The following is a 19943-nucleotide window of genomic DNA, read 5'->3' as shown; positions in this document are numbered from 1 at the left end:
CATAACTTGCTGTATTTCGCGCGGTGCAAGGAGCGCATGATTATGCGGAGTAGATAACGAAGGAGTAATTTGAACAGAGTCACTGCTGGATCGAATACCTATTGCGGGAGTGTATTAGCTAAGCTCTCGTCATAAGAATAATTGACGCTAGTCAAAGGACAAAGGAACGAACCCTGTGACAACTTATCGCTTATTGAATAACGTTAATAAGTTTCATGAAGCCTTGGTCGACTTTCGGGAGATGCGTAGGCAGAAGGTTACGGGGCCAAGGATTCGAGACCCTCAGCCACCGATGAGTACTAGTTTGGGTACTCACTCGGACATTTAGCATTATTAGAAAAATCACTTTCATTTTCGACAAAAACAACATGAATATTGTCAATAAGCCAATGACCATTAAGTAAAATATACTTCAGGCTAAAAATTAAAGGGAAACGTTCTTCGTCATATCCGTTTATAGTCAGGCAGCTCCCAATCTCATCCACTTTTTCATGGTGGCTACTGATATTAGCCATATAATTCTTGAATAGTAACTGGTTTACTGCATCAGGATTGGTCTGGTAATTTGTGCCGAGTAGATTAGGACTAAAGAAGTTCTCAGCCATTTCAACGATATTATTCTTATTTGCGACTTCCTGATATTGTGAATACTCTCGATACAGTACCGAAGAATTATGAACAGTTGCACAGCTCGTTATAAGCAGAGAAAAAAGGATACTTGCAATGATGATTTTCATACTCAATGCCCCATAATTTTCTCATCCAAGTTGAGGTAGATGCTAACGACCAGCTATAGCATCATAATTTTTTTGGCCTCTATCATCGGTATAGTTTATGGCCAATTCGGGGGAGAGCTAATGAGGTGAAAGTCCTCTATAGGAAGGTCACCATCCTTAGCGATTTATGTCGTTACTAAATGTTAACTACTAGCGAATAACAAGGGCTTGGCAGTGAGCTGCCTAGGACTGACGGTCCACGCAATTCAACCAACACAAATGAGCCTCCGCCTACGCGGCGCTACTTTCGCTTAGCCAGCCGGTAGCGGTTTCCTCTAGTTGCAAAGTGAGTTCGCGATTTTTTCTATCTAGCTGGGCTAAGCGTTGCAGCAGGTTGGAGATCGGTCCTTCGCCGATGCTTTCCATGTATAAATCACGAATGGCTTTATCGGCCAGCACTAGAATTTTAGTCTCGCCTTTTTCCCACTTGGCGACCATTTGATCCGTTCGATCGAGCAACATGCCAAGTGCTTTTTGTGAAAGATCTAACTCTCCACGTAAAAAGCGAAATTCTTGTGGTGTTAAAGCTGCTTCTTTATTGGCTATACCTTTGCCGATGGCTTTGTGTAGGCCGTCAATATCATGGATGGCAATGGATTTGCCCGATGGCGTATTTTTCTCTTCATAGCCATTTTTTAAGTACACATTGTCTAGACCACATGCTTTATAGTGATACATGGCTAGCCCTCCCAAGTGGTTACAACGAGACAAGTTGAATTCTTACGTTCAACGAGTTTTGCGATGACTGTGATTTTTTCACCGGCGGTGATTCTGCTTAATCTGCAGCGCCAGCCGCGTTCCTTATCGGTACACCATTCTGCATTGCCCTCTTGATCTCCGTCTCTCAATACTCGGAGCACTTGTCGCGTAGTAACGCCGCGCTGCTCCATTCTGTCGAGCGCGTGATCTAAAAACTCCACGAAATGTGTGCTGGAATCGGCAATGCGTTTGATTTCAGCCCTGACTTCGTGAGCTTTGAATTTGGGTAGTTCGATGGCCATGGGTCAGTCCTTTGCTCCAAGCCTGTGGATAGTATAGCTATAATTATTATAGGTAAATGGCTTTTGATAATCTTTACAGATGAGGGGACGTGAGCGTTCTCCTAAACGTCATTTTCATCCTGCACGATAACCATGGCATCGCCGTCGTTATCGATCTGCACTAAAAATCGAATTGGGCGGCAGCACACTTGGCAGTCTTCGATGTAGTCTTGTTCGTCTTCAGAGTTATCGATCAGTACGTCTAGGTTTTCGCCGCAGTAGGGGCAGTAGACGCTATGGGGTTGTAGTTCGTACATATTTTCCTCGGTGGGTTGAGTCTTTAACGGGGAGTTTGTTGAAACGGTTTATTCGGTCGATTCTTATCCTACCCAAAAGTCGCATCGCTCATTGAGCATAGCAGTGGTAGTGTCGAAGCATATTTCTGTTTGCAGGTTTGATTATGTCTGCCGCTATGGCCCCTTCTCGTTCTTTGTATGCAGCGCTGACGCTGTTGATTGCGATTCCGTTATCGGTATTTCTGTTTTTTAGCCCTAAGCAAAGTCAGTCGGCTGCGACGGTGGACACCATTTCGACGGTGGCGGGGGAGGTTCGTTCCCTTGCGATGGCGGGTGGTTCGGAAATTCAGTTGAGTGAAAATACGCAGTTATCGCGGCGCATCAGTGATGAGCAGCAACGTTTGCGCTTGGTTGGCGGTGAAGCGACCTTTGTGGTGATGGAAGATCCGCTTCGACCTTTTTGGGTGCAAGCTGGGGATTTTCGTTTACGTGCGGGTACGAGTGCATTTCGTATGACGTTGCTGGAGAAACAATTAACGGTACAGGTGTTAGAAGGATCTGTGCGGGCGCAGTGGGCGGGAGATGCGCAAACGCTCACCGCCGGTGAGCGTATTCAAATTAATCTTTAAGTAAGTCTTGTAGGGCGTGCAGACGCTGTTGTTGTTCTTTGCGTGGCAAGGGCACGCTGCTGTGTTCCGGTAGCGCCTTCGGCAATTCGAGTTCTATCTCTTCACCTTGTTGTATACGTTGCAGCAATAATTCGTAATTACGCTTAAATACAGGGAAGGCGACGGCTTCAGGTTCATTCGCGAGAAAGAACCAATCGCTGGCGCGACCGGCGTAATAAATTGCGGGGTGCGTCCATGAGTATTCGCGCTTAGGTGAGGGTGCTCGGCAGGCTTCCATGTAGGCCGCGTGTGTCGACGGCAAGCCGTGGACGTCGGCAATATCACAGCGCATGAGTACTTCATGTACATTCGGTAAATAGGTACTGTCTTTTACCGTTTTTTCGGCGGCGCGCATAATCACTTGGCCGCTGTAGTCGGCTAATAATTTAGCCCACAAGCGTTTGGCCATGATCATGGTATCAAGATCAGGAAACGCTTTTAAAAACTGGTTGTGATAATTAAATCGAAACAGTTCAAAAATCTGGTTTATCGCTTCTTTTTGCTCAACCGTCGGCTCATGGGCGATGGCGCCGTTATCACCAGCTTGTATCGTTGAGTCTTTGGATGCTTGCTTCAGCTGTTGTGTAACCCGGTTTAGCAGTTGTTTGCTGTCCATTTGCATCTCCTACAGGCTGAGCCAAACGCTTGCCCCATTGTTGTTTTACGTACTGTAAAAAGCGGCTATTCCAACTGTTATGAACTTGGTTGGAATCACGCCAGTACAGCACAAATTCGGGTACTAAATTTTGGGCAAATTCTTGTGGAATATGACCCATGGCTAAAATATCAAAGCAATCGGCCGCCGGTTGCCAATTATCGACAATACGGCTGGGCAGAGGCGAATGTTCTACCGCCGATGTGTAGCGCGCCCATTGCTGACGAACGTGCTGGATAAATTTGCTGTTCCACGTTTTAAAGGCATCACCGCGCTCGCTCCAATACAAAATAAACTCGGCCACCGCGTCTTCAATAAATTGTGGATCAATGCCTGCACGGCCTAAAATCTGGCAGGCATCAGCACTCGGCTGCCAATTTAATGCGATGGGTTTGGCTTCGTCTTGTGCCGGATTAAACGCGGTACGTTCCGGTATACGCGCATTTTTTTGCGCGTCATTTTGGCTAAATACCCACTGATTTTTCACATGACGGAAAAATCGGGTATTCCAGTCGTTACGGTTCGCACCTTGTTCTTGGCCTTGCAATATAAAAGCATCCATTTGCGCCCAGCTAAACGCTCGCGGAACACCGTGCTGCTCTAACCGCGCGAGTGTGTCTTCGTTGGGTTGCCACTGGCCATTGAGCGGTTTATGCGGTGTGGTCTGGCCCGGCATGGGCTGTACAACGTTGGCCGGTTGCACTGATGGCTGTGCGGGTTGCTGTATCGCTCTGGTGCTGGTATCCGCTGGAACTTCGGTAACACCTTGGCTGCCAAAGCCAAAAATCAGGGACTCGGCATCTGGGAACATAGGCCCCTGCAAGCTGAGTAATCCTTTGTCGATGAGGCTACGCAGTACGCGTCGAATGGATACATCGTCCCAAAATGGCAGTTGCAGGCGTAAGGTTTGGCAATGCAACCGTGCCCATTGATTGCTTTGCAAACTGGCGGCGTCGTTCAGTATCGTCAGTAATACCGCTTCTTCCAGCCCGATCGTGGCCGCGAGCGTCGCAGACAGGGCAATGGTTTTGTCGGTAAATAACGGATGGCTCGGCATGAATAACTTCCGGGTACTGAATAGGACTGACATAATGACTAGGGTCATTACAGGATTGCTGTGATGGGTCTATTGTACTGATTTTCTGGATTGTTCCCACGCTTATGACACGTCCTGTTCGCGCATTACTCAAATGGTCTAACTTGCGTCACAATTACCGTGTGGCTAAACGCCGTGCTGCCGCCTTAGCTTATGCCGTGATCAAGGCCAATGGCTATGGTCATGGCTTGGAGGCTTGCGCCAATGCTCTGGCATCCGAAGCGGATGGCTTTGCTGTGGCATGTGTCGATGAAGGTGTACGTATTCGTTCCGCTGGCTTCGATCATCCTATTCTTGTTCTGCAAGGTGCCTATAACGCGGAAGAATGGCAAGTCGCGGCGGATTTAGGCTTACAGTTAGTGGTTCATCACGAACAACAGCTACAAGACTGCCAAGGATTAGAGTTTCGATATCCTGTGCCGGTTTGGTTAAAAATAAACAGTGGCATGAATCGTTTAGGGATTCGTGTGGATGACGCGAACTCCATCATTATTCAAATTGAAGCGAACGACAATTTACAGCTGGTTCATGTGATGAGTCACTTTGCCACCGCGGACGAGGCCGACGATGCGTTTTTCACTGAGCAGCGTCAAATTATGCTCAAACACGATTGGCCTGTGCCGTTAAGTTTAAGTAATAGCGCGGCGTTGATGCGCGACGAGAGCATTGCTGAAGCGGTGAGTCGTCCGGGGATTATGCTCTATGGTAGTTCACCGTTGGCGGAAAAAACCGCGTCTGAATTGGATTTGCGTCCTGTAATGAGTTTGCAGTCGGCGCTTATTAGCACGCACGAGGTTGCCGCTGGTGAAGGTGTTGGTTATGGCCATAGTTGGGTTGCCGAGCGTGATACGCGAGTTGGCGTTGTAGCGATTGGTTATGGCGATGGCTATCCGCGTCATGCCCCAGTGGGCACGCCAGTGAATGTTGCCGGTGTTGAATGCCCACTGATTGGTCGCGTCTCTATGGATATGATTACCGTTGATATAACCGATGTGCCTACTGCACAAATTGGTTCATCGGTTCAATTATGGGGTGAGTTGGTGGACATTGATCGTGTTGCAGCGTTGTGCGGCACCATAGGTTATGAATTGTATTGCCAAGTCACTCCGCGGGTGCCACGGGTAACTTTACAGTAAGGCGGAAAATAGGTTTGAGCTGCCAATAGGAAAATAATATGACACTGGATGACCTTCACGCCTATTTGCGGACTAAGCCTGACAGTATTGAGGATTTTCCGTTCGGCCCTGAGCCGAGCGTCTATAAAATCGAGGGTAAAATGTTTGCTCTCGTGATTCCTAGTCAAGACGGTTGGCGTATCAATTTAAAATGCCCACCAGATGAAGCGATTCAATTACGCGATGTATTTACCAGCGTTATTCCCGGTTATCACATGAATAAACGTCACTGGAATACGATTAATTTTCCCGGCGATGTGCCTGAGGCTGAATTGCAGCGCCAAATCGATGTGTCTTTTGCGTTGGTGGTTAAAGGCTTGCCTAAGGCTGCGCGTTTACGTTTGGAAACGCGCTACGGTCGGGAAGCCCTTTATTGTTAGCCGGGTAGCCCGTTAACTGATTGCCAAGGATTGATAGACACGACCGGATTCTACAATCGTTGAGCCTTTCGATAGGATCGCCCCAGTCGCTTGCAAGCCTACTGCCACTGCCGTCATGACGGCTCCAGAAATCCCTTCGCCTTTAATTAAATAACTGGCAATGATGACAGAAATAGAGCCGCCGATTCCAATTAAGGATGCCAGTCCTGATGCCGATTCAATACCAATCCCCCATATTTGATCTTCTTCGTTATCACTGGATTTGATCGTCATTGCATAATCGACAATTTTATAAATGGAGTAGCTCAGTAAAACGATGCCGATGCATATTGAGAAAATATTGGCTATGAGGTTAGAAATAAGGCTAGGAATTTTCAATATCACGGCAACAATCGCGGCCATGATCGCCAGCGATAATCCAGAAAGGCAGAATATGAGTTTTATCTGTGCGGCATTTTTTTCTTCATCGGTCATGGGCTTGCCCGATGGGATATGGGTTCCATCAATTGCTTGAAAAAACATACTCGTCAACTCGGAGATGAGTACGATGAATAGTGGAATCACTGTCATAAAAGCGGCAACTTTACCTGCGAAGCCGGTCTCCGTTGTGGTTATTTCCGCTACGGTCGCAACGGGTTGCACGGTTAATGCAACCAATATACCGGCGATGGCAACAATAATCGTTAGTGCGCTTAGCACTTGTAAAAATGCACGAATATCTGCGGCACTGACTTTTTCTCCGCCGGATGAATCGGTCACTGCAGCGGCTCCTAGTGAACGATGCTTAGGCTGATTTTTTTCATTTAATAGCGACGATAAATTCATGTTTTTAGGAAGGTCTTCTATCCACGGAAGAAAGCGTTTGGTCGTTTCTTCCGTAACGATGGCCTTGCCGGAGACGATTTTCCAAATGGCAGTACCAATAAAAGCAAACGGTAAGGTTAGAATATCGAAGTACGATAGTTTACGAGTGCGATCTCCCGACCAGAGTTGGACTAAGGTGCTTATAAAAGGGATGTCGATGGTACTTTCAAGCGCTTCAAATAATCGACCGACTAGAAGATTAATTAACTCCAGCGCCGCCTCCAGTGCGTCGCCTGCTAACTTAGCAATGGTTTTAATAACCCCTTTAAGTAAACGTAGTAGTTCAAGAGGCATCGCACTCAGTTTTTCAAGCAGAGTATCATCGGAATCGAGTTGGCGGCCAATATCCTTAATGACACTGGCGACATCGTTTTCATAATTGGATTGAAGTCGATTAATAAAGGTTGTAAAAACATCAGCTTCGGTTTTAGGTATTGCTGTCGTTGTTTCAATACTATCGAGTTTGGTTTGATTTCCACCCATAATATCGCTACCTGCGCGATTGGTTTTCACTAGCGCAGATGGTGCCGGAATATGCACTCCACCAAAAGAGAGGCTTTGCTCGGCGCTCGCTGAGCGAATGTTGGATGCTTGCTGGGCTTGGCTGATCAATGAGTCTAATTGTTCATCCAAACGATCAATTTGTTTTTGATATTCAGCATTCATTGTGCGCCCAAGTTTAGCGGCGCTGCTGGATGTGGTGAGGAAGCCCGCTTTAATGGTGCTTTGTAAGGCATCGTTAGCGGCAAATACATCAGCTCCAGCAAAGACAAAGCTCACGGCGTCTAGAATTTTTTCACCGATATCCGTTAGTGTATTGCCGATTTTTTCGAAAACACCTGACAGAAAATTCGCGAGTGCTTCGAAGCCGTCAATAATGTTATCGAAGAGCGTACTGGTGAATTTAAATACGTCGTTGCCTATGTGTATTAAAAACTCAACGCTAGCGTCGAAAACCCGCACAATCATTTGTTTAATATCTTCAAATCCCTGACGAATGTGATTGAGAATGTCGCCTGAAAATCCAGCAATGGGTATCGCATTTAGCGTTTGACCAATGGCTGTTTCATTAACGAATGTGCCTTTTCCTTGAGCGCTCATTCGATATTGTGTGCGCAGCGTTCCATCGCATGAAATACCCCGTTTCGATTTGCTTGCGGCATCCCCATAACTTTTTATTAATTGGTTAATCTCACTGCGATGCTCCGGCGGTGCTAGCTCTGCAATGCGACGACTGACATTAAAGCCCTTTGCATTACCGGCTAAGCGTTCGCTAATTCGGCCATTGGGCATGACATTAATGGTAGGCGCATTAGGTGCGTCGACGGTGAATTTCGGTGCTTTGAGGCCATTGGTCGGAATGACTCCGCGAATACGGCCGTAGCTATTGCTTGTGAGCGTTAATGGCAGTCGAGGGCCAACACGATGAGTCATTCCGTCGATATAAAGTAAGCATGGAATATCGCAGGTTAGTGTTATGTCATGACCAGAGCAGGGAATGAAATTGGCATCACTGACTTCAATATCAATGACGTGCGTATTGATCGGAGTAACGTTGGATAAGTCAGACGTTGCTACCGCCAGTTCATTCGTTGTCCAAGTGTGAGTGACCGCATTTTGGCGTTTGTATTCGATTTTGCCTGCCATTGGTGATACTTGAAATAATTCGGCACCGTCAGGCATAACCCTAGGGCATGCCATATCACTGACCTGATCACCTAAGCAGACCCATGAATGCGTATTTCTCTGACCATCTAAACGCATTAACCAAAGAGTTTGCTGTGTGGCTGGTGTTGCAAATATCGCTAGGCTAGCATTTTTGTCACCAATATTGCCGACTACGCCGACACTTAAACGATCGATGTTCGCTGGGCTGCTATTTTTAATGCCATTAGTTTGTAGTAGTGAACGATAATTAGGTTTTGTCGAATGAATATTTTCCAGTAATCCAAGATCACCATTCGGCTGATGCACTAATAGCGCATCTTTTATACCTGCTGGCACTGCTAAAATTCGTGCATCGGATAAATCAATACCTTGGCTATCAACCTGAATCGAGCCGCTCTCGAAGCTTAATCTAGGTTGTGCGTAAAAGCGGCTGGTAGGTAATACTCGCGTTGTATGGAATTCAATTTTTCCTTTGCGCAGCCGGAGTAGCGTGTAGCGATTAGCGTCAGAATCCGCTTCGCCGTCAAGTGGCGTGGCCAATTGATAAATGCTGGCATTTTCAATGCCATCCCAATTCGGGATTTCATGATCACCGTCGTGCAAGGTATCAAAGACAATGTCTTGTTGCGTGATTCGTGATGTGTTGGCCGGAGGGCGAGGAAGCATCATGAAAAATTCTTCGTCGCCTCGGCCTAATTCTGGGTCACCAAAGCCGCGTGTTACGCCGTATAAAACATGTTGCCCATCATTACGACGATGAATCGATAGTTGGCGTACCGACGCTAAAACAGAGCGGGCATCATCGCCTTTATGATCCCATTTTTTTTCGTGCCAGACAGGGCGGCCATTTTGCATAACTGACCAGAGAATTTTTACGCTGTAACTGTGCTGCACTACCGGTGATTGATATTGCACAAATAAATACGTGATTCCATTCTGGTGAAACCCCGATAATTCTCGTACACCGCTAAGAAGCTTTTCTTTACTGCTAGGATCGAACACGTCGCCTAACGGGGTCTCTATATGTGACCACCCAGAAGCGCTTTTCGGATCTTCGAAGTAATGCATTAACAAGGTTTGTGTCGCATCTTTTAATTCTGGATGTGCTTGCTGGCGAATACCGATTAAATCGGTTTTGTGCTGGGCATCGGTATCGCTGGAGCGATGAATAGCGATGAGTTTATTGCGTGAATCTGCCGCTACGGGTGTTTGTTTGATGGCTAGATGCTCCATCATAGTGTCGACACTGGCATTGATGGTTAGCGGTAGCGTATAAAGTGAGTTAGTTGATTTCATCGTATGCTATTCCTTGCTAAGTATGATTGGCGGTATGGGATTATTCTGGAACCTTGCAGAATTTCAGCTGGACATAGGGAAAAGTCATCGAGGTCGTGTCGGTTTCACCTTCCAGCTTCGACGCGCCAGGGGATAGGCCTTTAAAGCGATTGGTTGGTAGAAAAGTGGTGGTATCTATCCCCCACGCGCTGAGTGCTACTGGAATATCGACGGTATGTAAATGCGTTGGTCTTTGCTCGGATTTAAGCGCTGCAGCCCCAAAAGCTGTGCCACTTAATGGATCTGGATCTCCTGCATTTCGCGGTGGTAAACCGACAGGGAAGCGGCCCGCAGCAGAGGCCACATTATACAATCCTGACGGGCAAGCGAAGCTTTTGGTGAAGGTTCCCATGCCCGCAGGAAGCTCTGAAATATTAATGGTGTCGCTGGTTTTTTGGCAGGGGCGCAAATAGGTATAAGGAATTAATACATCGGGGGAACCCGCTTTTATATCGCTACGTATCCCTTTCGCGCTTAACCGCTCTATTTGTGGAATGGCTGCTTGGGCGAAATCTGTTTTTTTAAAAATATTAATAAAATAGGAGTCGTCGGTGCTGTTGACCATCAATTTAATATTGTGTTCTTTATCGGGCATGTTGAAGAACAGATTATGCTCATGGTTTTGACTATTACCGCCATCGACTATCGCAGCCGCCGCCGTGGCGACCGCATCGCGTGGTAGGGGTAACGCAGTCCGTCCTGACCCTCCAATAAGTGGTTCGTACAGCGCCCATCCAGTAGGGCATGCCCCGCCGGTAAACCACTGAACGGTATTCTTAGGCAAAAAGATGCTGAGTGACGGTTCATGAACCGCAGGCTTGTCTTCTTGGCATGTTAGATATTGCACATAAGGCATTGCACCGTCGGAATGACTGGTTGAGCCATTGACGGACACTTCAATGGTTGTAATCCGCTGATGTGGACCGCCAAAGATGTTATTTCCAATTCGACGAAGAGGGAGCGTATCGTCCAACTTATGCTGATGCAGCGGTGCCTGGGCATCGTGTATTGCATCGCCCTTTTGAGCACCTATGAGGGAAGTATTATCGGTCCCTCGAATTAGGTAGCCTTTGGCCGGCTTGTATTCACTCCAGCCAGTTGGGCAGACTTCAGACTCAATCGGAAAAAAAGCCACCATTTGAGCATCGTTGGTAGTCGCTAACACGGGAATTGGATTCATCAGGCTCGATGCGATTATTATTCCTACCGGTAGGTACTTCATTGCTAGCTCCATGAGTGATCTCTTCTAGATGGCGTTATCAAGAGTTAATAATTAGGTAGTAGAAATACACAATACCTAGGAGCAATTCATCGTTCAAAAGTATGAAGGGTTATGTCATTTAGCGACATAATTTGTAGTGATGACGGCTTTGTCGTATATGCGATGGCGACTGTTCCAATCATGGCAATCTCTGTTGGCTTGCTAAATAGTCAGTTGCTGGTCTTAATAGAGCCATTCCAACTAGGCTAATCTGTTGGCCTACCTCACTATTTATCAATTGTATGGCGTTCTTTTCGGCATAGGCCGATGCGGCGCATAGGAGATTCCAATGATTAAAGCTTATGCTGCTCTAGAAGCTGGTGGTGAACTGCGTTCGTACGAATATGATCCAGGTCCACTGGGTGCTCATGATGTCGAGATTGCGGTTGAGTACTGTGGTATCTGCCATAGCGATTTATCCATGCTGAACAACGAATGGGGTATTACCCAGTATCCTTTCGTGCCGGGTCATGAAGTGGCTGGGCGCATCAGTGCCGTGGGCGAGCATGTGAAGAAATTCAATGTCGGTGATCGCGTGGGTTTGGGCTGGCATTCTAGTTATTGTTTAGATTGCGGTACCTGCATGGAAGGTGATCACAATCTTTGCCGCAGTGCGCAAGGCACGATTGTGGGTCGTCATGGTGGCTTCGCTGATAAAGTGCGTGCGCAAGCTGCCAGTGTTGTTGCTCTTCCTGATGATCTTTCCAGCGAAAGTGCTGGGCCACTGTTCTGTGGTGGTATTACGGTTTATAACCCTATGGTGCAGTTTGAACTGAAGCCAACGGCTAAAGTCGCTGTGATTGGCATCGGTGGCTTGGGCCATATGGCGGTGCAGTTTTTAAATGCTTGGGGCTGTGAAGTTACGGCATTTACCTCGTCTGAAGCGAAGCGCACAGAAGCGCTTGATCTCGGTGCTCATCACACACTCGATTCGCGTGATAAAAGCGCGTTAAAAGAAGCCGCCGGTCGCTTCGACTTAATCCTTTCTACGGTTAACGTGACGCTCGATTGGAACGGTTACATCAGTACCTTGAAGCCGAAAGGTCGATTGCACTTGTTGGGTGCTGTATTAGAACCAATGTCGATTAGCGTGATGGCGCTCATGGGCGGTCAGCGTTCTGTGTCTTCATCACCGGTTGGTAGTCCTGCGACGATTGCGCAGATGCTTGAGTTTGCGGCTCGTCATAGCATTGCTCCGCAAGTTGAGGTGTTTGATATTGCCGATGTGAATAAGGCTATTGAGCGCTTAGAAAACGGCAGTCCACGCTATCGTGTGGTGCTGAAAGTCGGAAGTTAATTCGATTGTTGTTATTACTCTAGTGAAAATATAGGTGGGGCTAGGAAACCAGCCCCACCTATTGTCGTGGTGTACTCATAGATGAATTCTCCCAGTGCCCTCATTATTGAAGGTGGAGCCATGCGCGGTATTTTTAGTGCGGGCTTGCTTGATGTATTTATTGAAAAGGATTTTTATCCTTTTGATTTTTGCTACGGTGTTTCCGCCGGTGCATCTAATGCTGCTGCTTATTTGGGCGGTAAAGTTGGTCGTAATTATAAAGTGATTACGGACTACTGCCGTCGGCCCGAATTCAAAAGCGTAAGACGCTTTTTAATGGGTGGACACTTAATTGATATCGATTGGCTTTGGGACGTTACGGAGCGTGATTTAGATATTGGCCTTGATGCCATTGCTGCAAAAAAAACTCGGTTTTTTGTGGTTATGACAGAAGCCGATACTGCGGAAGCGCACTACATTGAGCCAACCTCAGAAGAACTATTTCAAGCGATAAAGTGCTCTGCGAATATGCCAATTGCCTTTAAAAATCGCGTGAGCTTTCGCGGCCATGATTGGCTAGATGGCGGTGTTGCAGACTCCTTGCCGGTCGCCGAAGCTTATCGTCAAGGTGCACGAAAAATTGTGGTGGTGCGCTCGAACCCGTCTTCTTATCGTAAGCAAGCATATCGTTTGCGAGCTTTGTTTCCCTACTTGTTAAAGCAGTATCCGGCGGTTGCTCGACGATTGCAGCAGCGCCATGCCGAGTACAATCAAGCCCTCGATTTTATTCGTAACCCTCCAGATGATTGTGAAGTGGTTGAAGTCTGTCCACCTGAAAGCTTCGTTGCTGGTCAGTTTACGACCGATCTTGATATCTTAAATGATGCTTATGCGATGGGGAGAGAAGAGGGTGACAAATTAATTACATGTTGGGCTGAGGCATTAGTCTAGCGGTAATCTGAGCGTGTGAGACTAATGACTGATAGCAGTCGTGATTAAATAGATGTAAATCAACAGTTGATTTGCATAATCATGATCTCGTGCATGCAAGTAATACTTAATTAAGTGATAATCAATAATAAATTCATATCGGAGCTAGAATTATGTCACGCAAGTTGCTGGTAACTATACACTTATACTTAGCCGCCTTTTTCGCCCCTATTATCGTCATAATGGCAGCGTCTGGTGGTTTGTATCTATTTGGTGTTAAAGGTGAGATGACGCGAGGAGACTCCATTGTTGTTGCTAATGTGCAGCTAACTAAGGATAGCGCTGCACTTGATGATCAGGTTCGCACTTTACTCAAGCAGGCCGGTATTGACGCAGACTTCGAATACGTAAAGGGTCGTGGCAATGAAGCACAAACTCGTCCAACTAGCCGTGACTACTACCAAATTAAAAATCTAGCCGATGGTGTCGAAATTACCGCCATGTCGCCAGATTTGCAGGCCAGCTTAATGGAACTGCACAAAGGCCATGGCCCTAGCCTCTACAAATGGTTAGAGAAGGCGTTTGCCGCGGCCTTAATCTTGATCATGTTATCGGGTTTGTATCTTGGATTGCAGTCACCCATGCTAAAGCAAAAGACAATGGTTCTGAGTGGTGCTGGTCTTCTGGTTTTTGTAGTGCTTGCTTTACTGTAAATTATTGACTGTATGTTTGATTAAAAGCCGGATTTATTCCGGCTTTTTGTGGCTGATATCTAAACAGAAAAAAGCGTTTTTGATGCCCGACTGTGGCGTAGCATCAGTTCGGTAATATTCCCCCCTAGCCATTGCTTGTTTTTTACTTTCCAATGTCCTCCTATCATCACTGCATCCGCTTGGCTGGCACCGCATAATACCAAGGCCGCCAGAGGGTCGTGAGCGCCGCTAAAACGGGGTTCATCTAATTTAAAGAGCGCTAGATCGGCTCGTTTGCCAACAGCTATTTCGCCGATATCATTGCGTCCTAATACTTGCGCAGAGCCTTTGGTTGCCAGTGTTAATGCATCGGTATGGGTAAACTCATCGGCTTCATAACGCAGACGCTGAATGAGGAGTGCCTGACGAACTTCTTGCATTAAATTGCTGTGGTCGTTGGAAGCGCTGCCATCAACACCTAAGCCCACTGGTGCGCCAGCAGCTTTTAGTTCGTTAATTCGACAAATTCCGGATGCCAAAACCATATTTGATGACGGACAGTGACAAATTCCAGTTTGGGCGGCTCCTAAGCGTTGAATTTCTTCTTCGTTGAAATGTATACCGTGGGCAAGCCAAGTACGATCATGGAGCCAACCAACGGCGTCGAGATAATCTAACGGGCGTTGCCCAAAGCGTTGCAAGCAAAACGCATTTTCGTCTTCGGTTTCGGCCAAATGGGTATGCAACCTAACTTGGTATGTTTCCGCTAATTCGGCACTAGCAATCATAATGTCGGGTGTGACCGAGAATGGCGAGCAGGGAGCTAAAGCCACTTCCAGTAAGCCGTCTTTATCTTGTTGATGATACTGACGAATTAAACGCTCGCTATCGGCGAGTATGGTTTTTTCTGTTTGTACGACCGACTCAGGGGGCAGGCCACCATCTTTTTGGCTTAGGCTCATAGAACCGCGCGTTAAGGTTGCACGCATGCCCAGCGCCAATGCCGTATTGGCTTGAATATCAATGGCATTTTCTAAGCACGCGGGAAATAAATAATGATGATCTGCAACGGTTGTGCAGCCGGATAGCAATAGCTCCACCATGGCTAGTTCGGTCGCTACCTGATGCGCATCTGGGGTTAATTTAGCCCAAATCGGATATAAGGTTTGTAGCCAAGGAAATAGCTTTTTATTGAGTGCTGGTGGGCAAGCGCGGGTTAGAGTTTGGTAAAAGTGGTGATGGGTGTTAATTAATCCCGGCAGAACGACATGCTCAGCGGCATCCCATTCTTGATCAATAATATGCGTAGGCTTTTGCCCTAATCCGACCAGTTCTTGGATTATGCCGTCGATGATGACGATGCCATTACTGGCGTCTGAGTGGTTAGCGGTGAATATTGCGCGCGGATTACGAATCCAAAGTGTTGTCATACAAGTTCCCATATCCAGAGAATGGGCCATAGATACAACTGTAGCCATGCCCCAACCGTTATCGTGCTGGTACATGGCAGTGACTTGCGTGTTAATCTGCCAAGAATAAGCCGCTAATATAGCACCTCATTTTTTAAAATTCGAGGATATTACCTTGCTCAGGAATGACAAACTTAACACCCAGATCATTTAATGCATTTATCTGAGATTTCATCTCTTTCACTATCTTCATGCCATCAAGGCTCGCATCGGGTTTAATGTGCGTTACCACGATTGTTAGATCTTTTAGCGACTGTTTGGGATCTTTCGGATTAGTAATAGTGGCTAGCTCGTGCAATGAATGCAGCAGCCAGCTCGGCGTCATATGGCCAAAAAGTAGTTTGTCGGGGCGGCCATTTAGGTAAGACGACTCGATAAAAATTCCATCTAATTTTTTGCTTTTAATGAGCGGCGCAACCTCGATCCAAAGCTGCTTTAGTAGCTCAGAATTTTCGGGTTTATCATCGCCGGTGTCGCCTAAGTAAAGAGCGTAGTGATTATCAGAGTGGATTAAAAATGCCGTTGATGCACCATGCTCAACATGGCTAAGAGGAAAAATTCGAACCGACATTTTGGTATCTGGAATGGGTAGTTCACGACCATGACTCATATCCCAGTATTCATATTTATTCAGTAGCGGCGCAGTACCTTGGTCAGCGAAGTTAGCGAAAATTCGCCAATTAAAAATATAGTCTTTTAAATCGTTGATGACATTCGTCTGCGCTAAAATTGGTTTTTTGGTATCTTCGGGCGAATTAATGATCATCCCTGCGATATGATCAAGGTGAGCATGAGATATTAAATAAGCGTGAATTAAACTGAGTGGATTTTCTAGCGCTGCTTTCTTATCGGTTAAAGCCAATTTATTAAATGCGCCAGATTTTTTAGCGGCGTAAAAGCCTTCTCGAACAGTACCGCCATCAAGGGCAATAAACTTATCGCTGCCTTTTGGCGCGATGAGGTAACACGACATGTTGCCTTCGGCTAGGCCGCCTGAAGTGCCTAATGGCAGCACGGTCCAAAACTTTTCTGCCGCTAAGGCTTGTGTGCTTAATCCTAAAGCGCAAAAAAGTACCAAGATTTTTACCAAATTCAGCATAGGAAGCATCCGTGTAGGGCATTCGCTAAGGTAAATTGACCTTTGGTGGTGGCTTTAAGCCGCAACCGGCCAAAATGATATCTTCTAAGAAGTCGCCGATGTGTTCAATATCATCTTCTTCATATTGGCGCTTGTTAGTCACTTCTAATACTTGAGTGTCGAAGTCGGCATAGTGCTGAGTTGCTGACCAAATCAAAAATATCAAGTGAGTTGGGTCTATCGCACGTATTTTTCCCTGATCAATCCAACTTTGAATGATAGTCGATTTATCTTTAACCCATTGGCGCATGGCCTGACTTATATGACTTTTTAAGTAAGGTGCACCTTGTATAATTTCCATCGCAAAAATTTTAGAGGCGTTTGGATGGGTATAAGATAGGCGAATTTTGGTACGAATAAAGCGACTTAGCACATCGGCAGGGTCACTTTCTTCAGACATATCCGCTAATACTTCGTTCCAATTAGCAATAATGTTTTCGAGTAAAGCGAGGTAAAGATTATCTTTATTTTTAAAATAATAGTGAATATTTGCCTTCGCTACACCTGCTCGATCGGCGACGGCTTGCATGCTTGTGCCTTTAAATCCATGTAATACAAACTCTTGTTCAGCTGCAGCAAGAATATTTTCACTATTTCGTTCACGTATTTTACCGGGTTTATATTTTCTGTTGGTCATGTCCTATATACCTTATAGCCATGCTAAGAGTATAAACTTTTGATAGGTAGAATAGTAAGGGTTGTTCTTACTATTCTGCTCTAGTAGGAATTCGCCAATCTTTGATGGTCAATACTAGAAGCCCTTTGTTCTATTGAGGTAAGACGACATGAATGATTCCAATTGGGTCACATTGATGGGTGTTTCAGCCCCTAGCTTAGCGCTAGAGGCTGCAGGTATTACTTTATATCCGCAGATGTTGGGATTTTATCTTTGTATACATCCCAATTGGTGAGAATAGTATCCATTACTTTTGTGCCAACGACATAGGCAGATTCAAGTGACGCTTCTAAACCGGCGTAGCCCTCGTTCTCTGCCAGTAGATTTTCTGCCGCGGTAACGCCTGGAGGTGGCATGGTGTAGTTACTGCCCGTGCGCAATACCATGACACGGTCTTTATCGACCTTGCCGATATTATCGAGGAAAGATAAAGACATAAATGTGCCTGTATCTTCCATAGCTGAGGTAACAAATTCACCTTTGCCTTCGGTCCAGTAGTCGGTCCATTTATTGGCCCATTCATTCATTATTTCGCCATGCCAGAATGTCATCGCTGCAAGTTGGTCGCCTTTTAATACAAACGGTTTGCGCTGAGCGTTAGGGTGATTAACATAAAGTTTACGAGTTTCATCTAAGCTCTCGAAATCAGGAAGTACCATATCTTTGGTTAGATCAAACGCCCAATTTGTTAGCTCTGGATTCAACTGTAACATTTCGCCTGTTGGCGCTGGTTTATTCGGATCGTATGGCTTCTTAGTATAACGAGCAAAATATCCCGTTTCCCAATCCTCTGGCATTTCACGCGGATCAATTTCGTGCGCTAAATCGCCATCCACTAAGTATTCAGCCCAAGCGGCAGAACCAATAGATGCATCTTCTGGATCAATACCAGCAATACCGGCGATTAACCAATAGGCATGCGATAGGTCGAAGCGAGGGTCCATACCTAAAGCCATGGCGGCGCCTGCCGAATGCGAGGTGCCTATGCCAGTTACCATGCCTAGCACGCCGGTTTCTTCATTCATGTAGAGGTCGTGATAAGAATTAGCAAACTCAAATTTGGTATCGAGATGCTGGCGCTCCTTCCATAGCTGGAACTCACCCGCGGTATCGCCGGTGTCTTCACCAATTTCGAACATAGTAACAACCACAAACTTAACGGGAATGGGTTTTACTTCGGGGGTTACTGAACCATTTAATGCGGTATTGGTGCTGTTGTTGCAGCCCGTTAATATAGCGGCGCTTAGCGCACTGAGTGTGAGTACTTTCATTAAAGGTTTAATCATGGTTCTTTCCTAATTATGAATATAAAAACAGGTGCAATTAACTATTCTGGTTTACCCAGTTATGCTGGCGCTTCAAATCTTCGGCATACTTCAACCAACTTTTAGCGCGGCGTTCGGCATAGTCGTAGGCAATGGCATTGCGAAAGGCTTTCATGCCATCAGAAAATTTAGTTTGTTCGGTAAGGGCAATACCAAGCGACACCCATACATTGCCGGGTTTATCGACATCTTTTGATAGCGCTGATCTAACGGCTTCTTCGGCTTTTTCCCATTGAGCTTTTTCAAGGTATAGGTTCGCAATACGAACATAGGGATTACCGCTACCAGTAACCGTTGCAAGCTGTTCAAAGGCTGTAATCGCTTGCGACGATTCTTTTGCTGCAACCCATGCATTCGCTAATAGATCTAAATACTTTTCGTTTTTTGGCAGGGCTTCTTTATCGATAGCTGCGGCTAAGAGACGAGCGCCGTGCTCGGGGATTCCCTCTGTAATTGCTAGTTGGATCATGGAACGAATAGAGCTTTCTTTATCTAAAACGCCACTTTTCCACGCCAATTGCAGTGTTGCTAGGCCTTTTAGCTCATCTCCGCGGGTAATATAAACGCTGGCTAGCTGCTCCCAATAAGAAGGTTTTTCCGGCCAAAGCGATATTGCTCGTTTTAATGTTGATTCAGCACCTTTGTAGTTCTTAACCTCAAAATAACAAGCAATCAGTAATTGAAACCAACTCTCTTTAGGACTTTCACTCTTATTGATGGCAGCGCTGGCGTAAGGGACTGCATCTAGATAGTTCTTCGTTTGAGCAAAAATATTCGCCATAAATATGGATTGATCCGGAGTTGGATTCTCCAGTGTGCTAAACCATTCTTTAGCAAATGTCAGTGCCTCATTGAATTGGCCTTGAGCGGCATATAATTGTGCAACCATATAGCCAACACTGTACTTTATGCTTTCTGGTAGTCGATTAAGATCCAAGCTCTTACGCAAATACGCGATGGCTTTGGGATAATCATTTTTACCCATTTCGGTGTAGCCCTGCATTTGCAGGACTAACGCTGCATCAATTGAATCGGCTTCAACCTCTGCATAGAGTTCTGCGAGTGCCTTTGTTGCCTCATTAAGTTGGTTGGCCGCAATTTGTTCTTGAATCGCGGTTAATTTCTTATAGGTTCCAGAGCTTACTGAATCGGCGGCAGCATGAACTTGCCCGACGGAAAATATAAGATACACCGTGATTAGACAGGCACTCCAAAATCGACCATGTCGAACGGTTCTGCTGTTCATTTGATCTTGTATATCCATCATACAATCCTAATCAATG

19 protein-coding genes are annotated in these 19943 nt (G+C 46.1%); 6 read left to right on the top strand and 13 right to left on the bottom strand.

All coding sequences use genetic code 11. The annotated features are described in order from the left end of the window. Window positions 1-299: 299 nt before the first annotated feature. From TOL_RS16010 to TOL_RS15995, 4 genes are all read right to left on the bottom strand, one after another. Window positions 300-737: a hypothetical protein gene (locus tag TOL_RS16010; protein ID WP_041588536.1), complete on the bottom strand. Its 438-nt coding sequence runs from the start codon at window positions 735-737 to the stop codon at window positions 300-302. A 270-nt stretch (window positions 738-1007) separates the two neighbouring features. Further along, complete coding sequence (locus TOL_RS16005; RefSeq protein WP_015488413.1) at window positions 1008-1454, bottom strand: helix-turn-helix domain-containing protein; 447 nt, start codon at window positions 1452-1454, stop codon at window positions 1008-1010. A 2-nt stretch (window positions 1455-1456) separates the two neighbouring features. Further along, entirely contained in the window at window positions 1457-1777 is a 321-nt protein-coding gene (locus TOL_RS16000; RefSeq protein ID WP_015488412.1) for a DUF4258 domain-containing protein, read from the bottom strand. 101 nt (window positions 1778-1878) lie between these two features. Then, window positions 1879-2073, bottom strand: a complete 195-nt coding sequence (locus tag TOL_RS15995; RefSeq protein ID WP_015488411.1) for a CPXCG motif-containing cysteine-rich protein — start codon at window positions 2071-2073, stop codon at window positions 1879-1881. Window positions 2074-2216: 143 nt separating this feature from the next. Between TOL_RS15995 and TOL_RS15990 the strand changes: the two genes are divergently transcribed. Further along, the gene (locus TOL_RS15990) at window positions 2217-2681 is read left to right on the top strand and encodes a FecR domain-containing protein (protein WP_015488410.1); all 465 of its coding nucleotides are present in this window, start codon (window positions 2217-2219) and stop codon (window positions 2679-2681) included. On the opposite strand, the gene TOL_RS15985 is transcribed toward TOL_RS15990, so the two are convergent. Together TOL_RS15985 and TOL_RS15980 are read right to left on the bottom strand one after the other, a co-directional pair. Then, a complete protein-coding gene (locus TOL_RS15985) occupies window positions 2671-3336 on the bottom strand; it encodes a replication protein P (RefSeq protein ID WP_015488409.1) in 666 nt (221 codons plus the stop codon). The two genes, TOL_RS15990 and TOL_RS15985, sit on opposite strands and share 11 nt — an antisense overlap. Beyond that, complete coding sequence (locus TOL_RS15980) at window positions 3257-4432, bottom strand: DnaT-like ssDNA-binding domain-containing protein (protein ID WP_015488408.1); 1176 nt, start codon at window positions 4430-4432, stop codon at window positions 3257-3259. Before TOL_RS15980 ends, TOL_RS15985 begins: the two co-directional genes overlap by 80 nt. 104 nt (window positions 4433-4536) lie before the next feature. Here TOL_RS15980 and alr point away from each other — a divergent pair, with 104 nt between their 5' ends. Together alr and TOL_RS15970 are read left to right on the top strand one after the other, a co-directional pair. After that, window positions 4537-5607, top strand: coding sequence for an alanine racemase (gene alr, locus TOL_RS15975; protein WP_015488407.1), 1071 nt, complete (start codon window positions 4537-4539; stop codon window positions 5605-5607). Between the two features lie 38 nt (window positions 5608-5645). Further along, entirely contained in the window at window positions 5646-6026 is a 381-nt protein-coding gene (locus TOL_RS15970; RefSeq protein WP_015488406.1) for an MmcQ/YjbR family DNA-binding protein, read from the top strand. A 12-nt stretch (window positions 6027-6038) separates the two neighbouring features. On the opposite strand, the gene TOL_RS15965 is transcribed toward TOL_RS15970, so the two are convergent. Beyond that, window positions 6039-9854: a permease family protein gene (locus TOL_RS15965; RefSeq protein WP_015488405.1), complete on the bottom strand. Its 3816-nt coding sequence runs from the start codon at window positions 9852-9854 to the stop codon at window positions 6039-6041. 40 nt (window positions 9855-9894) lie between these two features. Continuing rightward, complete coding sequence (locus tag TOL_RS15960) at window positions 9895-11115, bottom strand: hypothetical protein (protein ID WP_144055388.1); 1221 nt, start codon at window positions 11113-11115, stop codon at window positions 9895-9897. A 328-nt stretch (window positions 11116-11443) separates the two neighbouring features. Here TOL_RS15960 and ahr point away from each other — a divergent pair, with 328 nt between their 5' ends. From ahr to TOL_RS15945, 3 genes are all read left to right on the top strand, one after another. Continuing rightward, a complete protein-coding gene (gene ahr, locus TOL_RS15955; RefSeq protein WP_015488403.1) occupies window positions 11444-12451 on the top strand; it encodes an NADPH-dependent aldehyde reductase Ahr in 1008 nt (335 codons plus the stop codon). 81 nt (window positions 12452-12532) lie between these two features. Beyond that, entirely contained in the window at window positions 12533-13381 is an 849-nt protein-coding gene (locus tag TOL_RS15950; RefSeq protein ID WP_015488402.1) for a patatin-like phospholipase family protein, read from the top strand. Window positions 13382-13533: 152 nt separating this feature from the next. Further along, window positions 13534-14073 carry a PepSY-associated TM helix domain-containing protein gene (locus tag TOL_RS15945; RefSeq protein WP_015488401.1) on the top strand — a complete coding sequence of 180 codons (540 nt, stop codon included), beginning with the start codon at window positions 13534-13536 and terminating at the stop codon, window positions 14071-14073. A gap of 59 nt (window positions 14074-14132) precedes the next feature. Here the strand turns inward: TOL_RS15945 and TOL_RS15940 are convergent, their stop codons facing one another. The 5 genes from TOL_RS15940 to TOL_RS15920 form a co-directional block, all read right to left on the bottom strand. Next, window positions 14133-15482 carry an 8-oxoguanine deaminase gene (locus tag TOL_RS15940; RefSeq protein WP_015488400.1) on the bottom strand — a complete coding sequence of 450 codons (1350 nt, stop codon included), beginning with the start codon at window positions 15480-15482 and terminating at the stop codon, window positions 14133-14135. Window positions 15483-15615: 133 nt separating this feature from the next. Further along, window positions 15616-16620, bottom strand: a complete 1005-nt coding sequence (locus TOL_RS15935; protein ID WP_015488399.1) for an MBL fold metallo-hydrolase — start codon at window positions 16618-16620, stop codon at window positions 15616-15618. Window positions 16621-16645: 25 nt separating this feature from the next. Continuing rightward, the gene (locus TOL_RS15930; RefSeq protein ID WP_015488398.1) at window positions 16646-17296 is read right to left on the bottom strand and encodes a TetR/AcrR family transcriptional regulator; all 651 of its coding nucleotides are present in this window, start codon (window positions 17294-17296) and stop codon (window positions 16646-16648) included. A 218-nt stretch (window positions 17297-17514) separates the two neighbouring features. Next, window positions 17515-18621, bottom strand: coding sequence for a purine nucleoside permease (locus TOL_RS15925; RefSeq protein WP_015488396.1), 1107 nt, complete (start codon window positions 18619-18621; stop codon window positions 17515-17517). A gap of 37 nt (window positions 18622-18658) precedes the next feature. Further along, a complete protein-coding gene (locus TOL_RS15920; protein WP_197537897.1) occupies window positions 18659-19927 on the bottom strand; it encodes a tetratricopeptide repeat protein in 1269 nt (422 codons plus the stop codon). Between the last annotated feature and the right edge of the window lie 16 nt (window positions 19928-19943).

Origin of the sequence: Thalassolituus oleivorans MIL-1 (assembly GCF_000355675.1) — a bacterium.
GTDB classification, from domain to species: domain Bacteria; phylum Pseudomonadota; class Gammaproteobacteria; order Pseudomonadales; family Oceanobacteraceae; genus Thalassolituus; species Thalassolituus oleivorans.
The sequence above is the reverse complement of the archived record's forward strand: the minus strand, read 5'-3'. Positions and strand labels throughout refer to the sequence as shown.

Coding starts and splice junctions, on each gene's coding strand:
- TOL_RS15965 (WP_015488405.1), bottom strand. CDS start 9,854: ATGAAATCAACTAACTCACTTTATACGCTACCGCTAACCATCAATGCC.
- TOL_RS16010 (WP_041588536.1), bottom strand. CDS start 737: ATGAAAATCATCATTGCAAGTATCCTTTTTTCTCTGCTTATAACGAGC.
- TOL_RS16000 (WP_015488412.1), bottom strand. CDS start 1,777: ATGGCCATCGAACTACCCAAATTCAAAGCTCACGAAGTCAGGGCTGAA.
- TOL_RS15920 (WP_197537897.1), bottom strand. CDS start 19,927: ATGATGGATATACAAGATCAAATGAACAGCAGAACCGTTCGACATGGT.
- alr (WP_015488407.1), top strand. CDS start 4,537: ATGACACGTCCTGTTCGCGCATTACTCAAATGGTCTAACTTGCGTCAC.
- TOL_RS15995 (WP_015488411.1), bottom strand. CDS start 2,073: ATGTACGAACTACAACCCCATAGCGTCTACTGCCCCTACTGCGGCGAA.
- TOL_RS15970 (WP_015488406.1), top strand. CDS start 5,646: ATGACACTGGATGACCTTCACGCCTATTTGCGGACTAAGCCTGACAGT.
- TOL_RS15960 (WP_144055388.1), bottom strand. CDS start 11,115: ATGAAGTACCTACCGGTAGGAATAATAATCGCATCGAGCCTGATGAAT.
- TOL_RS15945 (WP_015488401.1), top strand. CDS start 13,534: ATGTCACGCAAGTTGCTGGTAACTATACACTTATACTTAGCCGCCTTT.
- TOL_RS15980 (WP_015488408.1), bottom strand. CDS start 4,432: ATGCCGAGCCATCCGTTATTTACCGACAAAACCATTGCCCTGTCTGCG.
- TOL_RS15985 (WP_015488409.1), bottom strand. CDS start 3,336: ATGGACAGCAAACAACTGCTAAACCGGGTTACACAACAGCTGAAGCAA.
- TOL_RS15925 (WP_015488396.1), bottom strand. CDS start 18,621: ATGATTAAACCTTTAATGAAAGTACTCACACTCAGTGCGCTAAGCGCC.
- TOL_RS15930 (WP_015488398.1), bottom strand. CDS start 17,296: ATGACCAACAGAAAATATAAACCCGGTAAAATACGTGAACGAAATAGT.
- TOL_RS16005 (WP_015488413.1), bottom strand. CDS start 1,454: ATGTATCACTATAAAGCATGTGGTCTAGACAATGTGTACTTAAAAAAT.
- TOL_RS15990 (WP_015488410.1), top strand. CDS start 2,217: ATGTCTGCCGCTATGGCCCCTTCTCGTTCTTTGTATGCAGCGCTGACG.
- TOL_RS15950 (WP_015488402.1), top strand. CDS start 12,533: ATGAATTCTCCCAGTGCCCTCATTATTGAAGGTGGAGCCATGCGCGGT.
- TOL_RS15940 (WP_015488400.1), bottom strand. CDS start 15,482: ATGACAACACTTTGGATTCGTAATCCGCGCGCAATATTCACCGCTAAC.
- ahr (WP_015488403.1), top strand. CDS start 11,444: ATGATTAAAGCTTATGCTGCTCTAGAAGCTGGTGGTGAACTGCGTTCG.
- TOL_RS15935 (WP_015488399.1), bottom strand. CDS start 16,620: ATGCTGAATTTGGTAAAAATCTTGGTACTTTTTTGCGCTTTAGGATTA.